Below are 7,368 nucleotides of genomic sequence, written 5' to 3'. Positions count from 1 at the left end.
TTGCTTCACCAGCTTCACCGCTTCCCGTTTGAACTCGTCCGTAAATGCTCTTCTCGTCCTTGGCATGTTTGCCTCCTAAACACATCATGTCATTCGATGTGTCCGGGAAACCGGGGGAAGCCCACTCCATGCCCTTGGTGATCAAACCGATAGATCAGGCTGCGGCCAAACCCCGTCAATCGCTGAAGCTCTTGCGCAGCCAACTGGGTTAGATCATCTACCGTTTCAGCCGCTTGAAGTTTTGGAAGAAAATCACGCGCCACACCGTAGATCGGCTCTTCCGGACGCATCACTTTGGACTGCGGTTCGCACTCCACGATCAACTGCGTGGCGTGTCGGTGGGCCCAGCAGATGTGTCTTTCCTGTGCAAATTCCAGCACCCCGACCTGCACTGAAGTGCCATCCGGCGGAACCGAACGAAGCGCTTCTTGTTCGAGTTTCGCCAAGGCTGCCACAGCGAGGCCTGCCCAGTTTGCACTCCACGCCCGCAGAGCCAAAGTGTCTCCGTCCAGGACCAGCATATGGCCATGAGACTGTATGGCGCCTGGGATTTGGATGGGCTCTCGGTCGCAAAGCGTAAGGTCAGGGCTTGAATTCAAGGCGTCATCAAGGTCAGCTGAAACGTTGGGAAAGCAGAACGCAGCGCGATGGGCCCTGGGTTTGCCTGTGAAAGAATATTTCTACCACGAGAAGGCATTCCATGCCTGAATTCGTCATCGATCGATGCTGGCCTGCAGGCGGTACGGGCTTTGATCGTTGACTGTTCATTTGCGATGACACAGTGATACGCGGGCGGGATGGAAGGAAAGAGCGCGCCTCGTTCGAAGCGCTGAACAAGCGGATGCCGATGATTGGCATGGGGAGACTTCACTCGCCAATTTCCAACCGATGAATGAAGACTGAGCGGAGGTCAGACTTTTACATCGATGGAATCGCGATGGATCAGCAGGTTGCCAGAAGTGGAGCGGGTGAAGGGAACAAAATTTCTTGACCCATCAACCTCAATCAAATCAACAACTTAGCTCAAAAATTGCCTATATTTTAGGCAGAAATGTGTGGGTTAGATGTGTTAGGCGATGGTATGCTAACACATGAATTGAAGTGCAGAAGTGGTGGCAGGACCCTGATAGGAAAATTTTCGTAAAACGTTGACAACTTGGGAATTCCTGTTATCATGTAGGCTGGTTTCACAGTGGTGAAGCCGAAGCCGTTGGTTTACGCTAGCGGCACATCCTACGAAAGTAGACCAAAGCCACCGATAGGTGGCTTTTTTTTGTCCGGTACAGATACCATATGCATATTTGCTACATTGACGAATCCGGGAACTCTCAGTCAATTCTGACGGGAACAGATAATGTCCAACCTATGCTTGTGCTGCTTGGGTTATTTGTAAATGGAGATCGCCTTTGCGAGATAACTAAAGATTTCATCAGGCTGAAAAGGCGATTTTATCCAGCATTATTCCCGGTTAGTCAGCAAAAAATAGACACACTGTTGCTTGAACTTAAAGGTTCAGACATTCGGACAGACATAAGAAAAAACCCATTAGAGAGTGCGATTGTTGAGCATCACTTTCGATTCTTAGATGAGATATTTGCTTTGCTGAAGAAGCACGAAGTTAAATTGACATCTAGAATTTGGGTTAAAGGGTTTGGCAAGGTATTAAACGAAAAGTCCGTATATACCAAAACTACCCAGCAAATAGCCGTTAGGTTTCAAAAATATTTAGAAGAACAAAAGTCTCTGGGTATCATGGTAATGGACTACCGTGACTCCATGAAAAATTCTTGGGTTGCTAATTCCGTCTTTACCCAACAGTTTAAAGTGGGCGGAAATGCATACCCCAACATAGCAGAGATACCCACTTTCGGAGTAAGTGACAATCATGCAGTTCTTCAGATCTGTGACTTGATATGTTCTTCGGTAATATACCCTATTGCTGGGATGAAGTTTTGCAAACCTTTAATAAACAATGCGCACACGCATGCTAATTATGTGTGGTTAAGAGACAGATACTCACGTAGGCTGAAAGCTCTGCAATTTCATTGCGTTGTTAGCGGGCAGCAATATTGGGGAATTACGGCAAGTAATGAGCTAGATAAGGCTAACAACTATCTTTTTTAAACTACGTCAAATATAACTTCTTTCTCATCTGCATGAGTTCAATGACTCATGGATTAATTCCCTGGTTGTCAGTAAAAATTGGCACAGTTCCCCTCAGATTGCCAAAAGCTATTACAACATGGTCCTCAAGGTTAATAAATAGTAATTAAGGCGGCTTGTTGAGCTGCCTTTTTTTTGCCTGAGCCATTCGCTCAAGCAATCTCATTTTTTGAATTTGCAGCGCTGCCAGTCTCCTTTGCGCATTAGCTCGCTGCGCTGGGTCTTTGGCAGTAGCCACATCAGCCACTGCGGCATCTATAGCCGTCTGTAAATTGCCTACTGACTCCTGCAGAGCCATCACTGCATCAAATGCTGTAGAAGGTGCTGGAGAGGCTTCTAAGGTGCTTCCTGACGATGCACTTGAAGCACCAGATTTAACAGCCTCAACTTTTTTGATGGCTTCTAGCTTTTGAGTGTCAGTGCTTATTTTTGAAACTGTAGCGGGTTTTGTAGCTAAAACATTACTCTTCAAATTAACTTGCACAGATTTCAGCGCATTTCGCATGAAGCGTGGCACCTTTTTCTCAAGATAATTTGAAGAATTATATTGCTGCCTATCTGTAATATGCTTTTTTAAGCGGCTTGCAACCTGCAAAAATTCCTCTTTATTCAAGAATTTGGGTTGTCGGGCTTTATTTGACTCTTGGATTATTTGCTGGTAGTTTGCATGCTCACTATAGATTGAGCCTCTTAATCTAACGTGCTTCTTGTCAGAGCCAATGGATATATAGTCAGCACCTTTCCGGAATACTTTAATGCTTTTGCTCTCTAAGAATTTGCAGAGGTCATCCCTGTTTTTTATCTTTCCACTGCGGATGCTGTGCTCCAAAACCTCATGAATGAGGTTGGTTTTTTGAGAACGCTTTTGCCCTTTGGGCACTTTAGCTTCAAATGCAGACAAAGCCTTCTTGAGGGGATCTTGCACAACCTGCGCATATCCAAGCTTCTGATTGTTGATAGCTACCCAGGAGTTGAAAAATTCCAGATTTCTTTTGCCAGGCGGATGAATATTCAATCTCTTACCTGTGCTGATTTCTGTCATGGGGGTAAGAAAATGAAGCTCAGTGTTGCCCTTATCTTCATGCCGAACCCATAAAATATTGAAGTTTTCATCTTTCTTGAGTCCTGCAAAAAAACTCTTTTCAAAGTTGAAGATGACTTTTTCAATCTGCTCTTGGGTCGGTTTTTCCTGATTGCTAAACGCGACAACACCAGATTTATATTTGAGTTCTCTGGTGCATGAGTCAATCAACTGTCCTGTTATTTTTGCATCACCCGCAATAATTTCAGGTTTCACAGAGCGAATTTTTCCTGTGTGATCTTTGTCACCTATCAGGTAATTGATGGCAGAGCTTGCCTTTCCTTTACCAGTGTCAAAAATTTTCACTAGCAAATATTACCCCATCTTCTTGATTATTTTTAAGATGGACTTCTTGAAAGAAGAAATTTCAGCCAGCATTTCCTCTTCTATTTTTGAGTTGCGATTGCATTTTCTGGCGATCTGATTGAGGTTGTTTCCAATCTTTGAAAGCTCAGCCAAAAGATTTTTGATATTGCTTTTTATCTCGGAACGCCTTAACTCATTGCTTGGCGCTAGCAAACTTTCTCTGAAATATTGAGCGAGCGAATTAAATTTTGAGCCATGCGCTGAGTGGCATATTTGTAAATATTCGGTGTGAGATACACGGAACTTCAGTTCTTTCTCTCTAATTATTTTGTTCTGATCAAAACCTGATTGACCTGTTTTTACTTTTGCTCTGCCTTTCATTTTTGCCATCCTCCTTGTTATTTTTCTTTTTCTGCACTCAACCTAAAAGTGTTACTCTGACTTTTTAAAATGAAAGGTAACACCTGTCCTAAAAAGCGGGAAAGAACTTAAAGGGGTATGGGGGAACCCCATAAATTACAACTAGACCGGATTTCCGTGTCTAAGTTGGATCACCTTGCTTATATTTTTATCTGCCTTCTTTTTCTATTATTGCAGAGAAAAACCGTTTGTCGAATTCTAGAAGTTATTTGACAAAATGCACTATACAAATTTTTATCCCTTGTATAGTGCCGCGCAAAACCACCAAATTTCAGCTTGGAACGAGGAGTGTTACTTTTACGGGGGTGAAGTTAACTCCAGCTATAACCTGACGCATTTTTGATTTCTGCAGCGATGGTTTCAGCAAGTTCTGGTGGCATATATTTGGTGATTTTTACTTGCCTTCCATTTGCATTCGCGCACACATACGCAGTGCCTTTTCCGTTCCTTGAGCTCGTTTCCGTCAGAGTCGTAATGGTTTGGATGTCAGAAAATGGAAGTTGATTGCCGCCAAAAATGATTCCTACACTAGGCTTGATCGTCAAGGAAGATTTTTTATTATTAAATTTCCAAATCGAAAAAAGCCACAAGGCCACTGCCAAAATGTTCCAGAAAATTACCAAACCCAATGGAAATTCGTTCCTCACAGACCGCGAGTCGTAGAACGGCATCATTGCAGGACTGGTCACTGCGCATGAGACAGGATAAAGCGCCATCATCAAAATGCCGGCGAAATTTGATCCGCTGTGTGCACTAATCCGTTGAGTTTTGAAGTTCAATTCAATTGAACCATCTGGATAAATAATCTTGTCATAGCCTTTTTCGAAGCTGCTTTTCATAAATTCTCTCTATGAGTTGAACGCAATGCTTCCAGCCGATCAACTGGAAGGGTTGCTTTCTACCACTTTTGTGCTTCCTGTCAAGTGAAGTTGGTATCAACCTATGGGGTTGACACGGAAGGCACACAGATGAAAGATGACTTTGAGAAGAAGATTGCTGTAGAGGTGGGCGCTGCCATCAAAGCCAGGAGGCTTGATGCAGGCATGTCCCAAGATCAGCTAGCAGAGCGGCTAGGCGTGGGTCCTGAGGCTGTCTCTAGGATGGAACGCGGCGTTGTAGGCTTGACCATTCCGAAGCTCGTGGAGCTGGCCAACGTCCTCAAGTGCTCTATTGAAGACTTCATACCTGGCGCCAGTGGCTCAACCCAATCAGGCGCCAATGAGATCGCTCAGTTGCTTGAGCCCTTAGACAAGAATAATATGAAATTTGTAGTTGAAATGGTTCAAAAACTATCAAGCCACTTAGGAGATAAGAAATGAGTTACCTAAAAGATATTGATGTGCGAATATGTACCTCAATGGAATCTTATGACTGCACATCTGGAATTTTTCAAATTTTACAACGATCCCAAATTGGTCAATGACACCAATATCAGCATTGGTGATTATTTGATTGCCTTGGTGTATCCTAGTATCTTCATCATCACACCCAGTAGAGAAGAAAAAGAGGTGAATGTCAATAAGCCTGGCTTAACAATTAAACCTGACAGTTATCCAATTCAAGCTTTTTTCAATGAGAACCCTGAGTTCTGCGAAGCTGTTATTGAGACGGATGAAGGATTGAGTAAATTTTTTGAAGACTGGTCAGCAAGTCGATAGATGCAAAGCACCTTCGGGTGCTTTTTTTAGCTTCGCTAGCGCTACTGTAAGTGTAGTGCATCAAATCGTCATTAGCACTTTGTTGCTTAAAGTAGAAGGCTATCCGATAATTCCCATATGAGATTGTGTGAGAATTGACCGATCATCAAAAAAGGGAGCATTAGTTAAATTTATGTCAGGCTTAAAAATTTCTTCTCCTATCGGAAGGACTACAGGTAACAAACCCCATGAGGTCATGGCTGTTCAAAAAGCATTGAACCACCATTTAAAATCCAAGATAGGATATGTGCCTATTAAAGAAAGTGGATTAATTTCACAGGAAACTCTGGAGGCAATTTATATCTTCCAGACGATGAGTGGAATTTGCCCGGCGGATTCAGTGATCTTTCCAAATAGCATCACCCATCGCACCTTGAATAAAAATGCTGTTCGTACAGCTAATCCTTTGGCTGCCCGTATGTCCTCAGATCGGAGTGATGTAAGGCAAGCAATTATTAACAGGCTAGGAGTAATTGAGCGCAAGCAATGGAATGCCATCAATCCTGCCAAATTGCCGGGAAATGACTGGGATTACAAAGCTATCGCCATTCACCATGCGGGCAATTCTTTCACTTGTGGAGCTGCTGGAATCGATTCACTTAGACAGGTTGAAAAAATCGATATGAGCAAGTTCGGTCAGGTGAGCTATCATTATGCAATAGATTGCTCAGGCACTATTTATGAAGCTCTTGATATCAGAGACAAGGGAGCTCATGTGGCGAAATCTAATACAGGAATAATTGGTTTAGTTTTCCTTGCTGATTTTAGTGCGAGAGGCGAAGCTGGGAAATATGGTCCAGGGATTCTCAATGTGGCAAAAAAAGAGGGGCTGAAATCTGCCGGTTCTGAATTTTTAAGTGTCCAAAAGGATAGGCTTGATGTCAGTCGTGATGAGCCTCCAGAGGTGCAATTGACTAGCGCGGAAAAATTGGTAAGGACATTAGCCGAGTTTTTTCCCATAAAGAAATTAGGTGGTCATCGTGAATTTGCTGTAGCTACTGGAACTAGTCGCGCTTGCCCGGGAATTTATGGAATGATCATTGCAGAGCAGCTTAGAAACAGGGTTGGATTTGAAAGGCCATAATGAGAATTCGCGTCCGTTACCTTTTTTTAATTTGCGTGCCGCTGTTTTTTTTATCCTGGATTTTTATTGGTTTGGATGATTACGTTGGAGACCATGAGGTGGGTTCACATTGGAACCCTTTTATCAAGTCGAAACCAACGTTCCAGATTATTTTTAAAAATCCTATTGTTGATATCCTAGATATCAGGCCAATTGAAGAAATCGACGAGAAAACAAAAATCGATTTTTTGGAATATTGTTCAATACGCTGGGGAATTAATGATTTCAAAAAGTGTTATGAGCGAACGGTGTCTTACATAATTTGATTTTTCGCGCGTTTTCCTTTTTTATTCACTTTCGTTCATTCTACTTGCGTAGCTCCACTTCGAGATCCAGATATTTATTATTCTCTGAAATCCAGATCTGTATTTTGGCCTTCGGCATAGATTTTTCCGCTACCGAGATCACCCCATAAATGGGGTATATATCTGATGGCACCATATTTGCACCATAGTAGGGAGCCTCTCACAACCCCATGTTTGACGAATCCGAACAGGAATGAGTGGGCGCCAGCAGCCGTTTGAGCGTGATGAGGCCCAGCAGCGGTCTGCGCCTGGGTGCATGAGGGGCCTTGCAGG

The 7,368-nt window shown here is 43.2% G+C and carries 8 protein-coding genes and 1 pseudogene; 4 read left to right on the top strand and 5 right to left on the bottom strand.

Annotation, left to right across the window (positions count from 1 at the left end; all coding sequences use genetic code 11):
* Positions 1 to 89 precede the first annotated feature (89 nt).
* Together AVMA1855_RS26265 and AVMA1855_RS26675 are read right to left on the bottom strand one after the other, a co-directional pair.
* Positions 90 to 446, bottom strand: coding sequence for a hypothetical protein (locus tag AVMA1855_RS26265; RefSeq protein ID WP_284427974.1), 357 nt, complete (start codon positions 444 to 446; stop codon positions 90 to 92).
* 24 nt (positions 447 to 470) lie between these two features.
* A pseudogene (locus AVMA1855_RS26675) lies at positions 471 to 599 on the bottom strand (hypothetical protein); the annotation flags it as partial.
* A gap of 694 nt (positions 600 to 1,293) precedes the next feature.
* On the opposite strand from AVMA1855_RS26675, the gene AVMA1855_RS26260 reads away from it, so the two are divergent.
* Complete coding sequence (locus tag AVMA1855_RS26260; protein WP_284427973.1) at positions 1,294 to 2,124, top strand: DUF3800 domain-containing protein; 831 nt, start codon at positions 1,294 to 1,296, stop codon at positions 2,122 to 2,124.
* Positions 2,125 to 2,269: 145 nt separating this feature from the next.
* On the opposite strand, the gene AVMA1855_RS26255 is transcribed toward AVMA1855_RS26260, so the two are convergent.
* The 3 genes from AVMA1855_RS26255 to AVMA1855_RS26245 all read right to left on the bottom strand — a co-directional run bounded on the left by AVMA1855_RS26255 (position 2,270) and on the right by AVMA1855_RS26245 (position 4,809).
* Positions 2,270 to 3,550 carry a relaxase/mobilization nuclease domain-containing protein gene (locus AVMA1855_RS26255; RefSeq protein ID WP_284427972.1) on the bottom strand — a complete coding sequence of 427 codons (1,281 nt, stop codon included), beginning with the start codon at positions 3,548 to 3,550 and terminating at the stop codon, positions 2,270 to 2,272.
* A gap of 9 nt (positions 3,551 to 3,559) precedes the next feature.
* A complete protein-coding gene (gene mobC, locus AVMA1855_RS26250; RefSeq protein ID WP_284427971.1) occupies positions 3,560 to 3,931 on the bottom strand; it encodes a plasmid mobilization relaxosome protein MobC in 372 nt (123 codons plus the stop codon).
* Between the two features lie 350 nt (positions 3,932 to 4,281).
* Positions 4,282 to 4,809, bottom strand: a complete 528-nt coding sequence (locus AVMA1855_RS26245) for a hypothetical protein (RefSeq protein ID WP_284427970.1) — start codon at positions 4,807 to 4,809, stop codon at positions 4,282 to 4,284.
* Between the two features lie 129 nt (positions 4,810 to 4,938).
* Here AVMA1855_RS26245 and AVMA1855_RS26240 point away from each other — a divergent pair, with 129 nt between their 5' ends.
* From AVMA1855_RS26240 to AVMA1855_RS26230, 3 genes are all read left to right on the top strand, one after another.
* The gene (locus AVMA1855_RS26240; protein ID WP_284427969.1) at positions 4,939 to 5,289 is read left to right on the top strand and encodes a helix-turn-helix domain-containing protein; all 351 of its coding nucleotides are present in this window, start codon (positions 4,939 to 4,941) and stop codon (positions 5,287 to 5,289) included.
* Between the two features lie 48 nt (positions 5,290 to 5,337).
* A complete protein-coding gene (locus AVMA1855_RS26235) occupies positions 5,338 to 5,628 on the top strand; it encodes a hypothetical protein (RefSeq protein ID WP_284427968.1) in 291 nt (96 codons plus the stop codon).
* Positions 5,629 to 5,755: 127 nt separating this feature from the next.
* Positions 5,756 to 6,751: a peptidoglycan recognition protein family protein gene (locus tag AVMA1855_RS26230; RefSeq protein ID WP_284427967.1), complete on the top strand. Its 996-nt coding sequence runs from the start codon at positions 5,756 to 5,758 to the stop codon at positions 6,749 to 6,751.
* Positions 6,752 to 7,368: the final 617 nt, after the last annotated feature.

The organism is Acidovorax sp. SUPP1855 (genome assembly GCF_030158955.1).
In the GTDB taxonomy this organism is placed as follows: Bacteria; Pseudomonadota; Gammaproteobacteria; order Burkholderiales; family Burkholderiaceae_C; genus Paracidovorax.
This window is presented reverse-complemented; position numbering and strand designations above follow the sequence as displayed.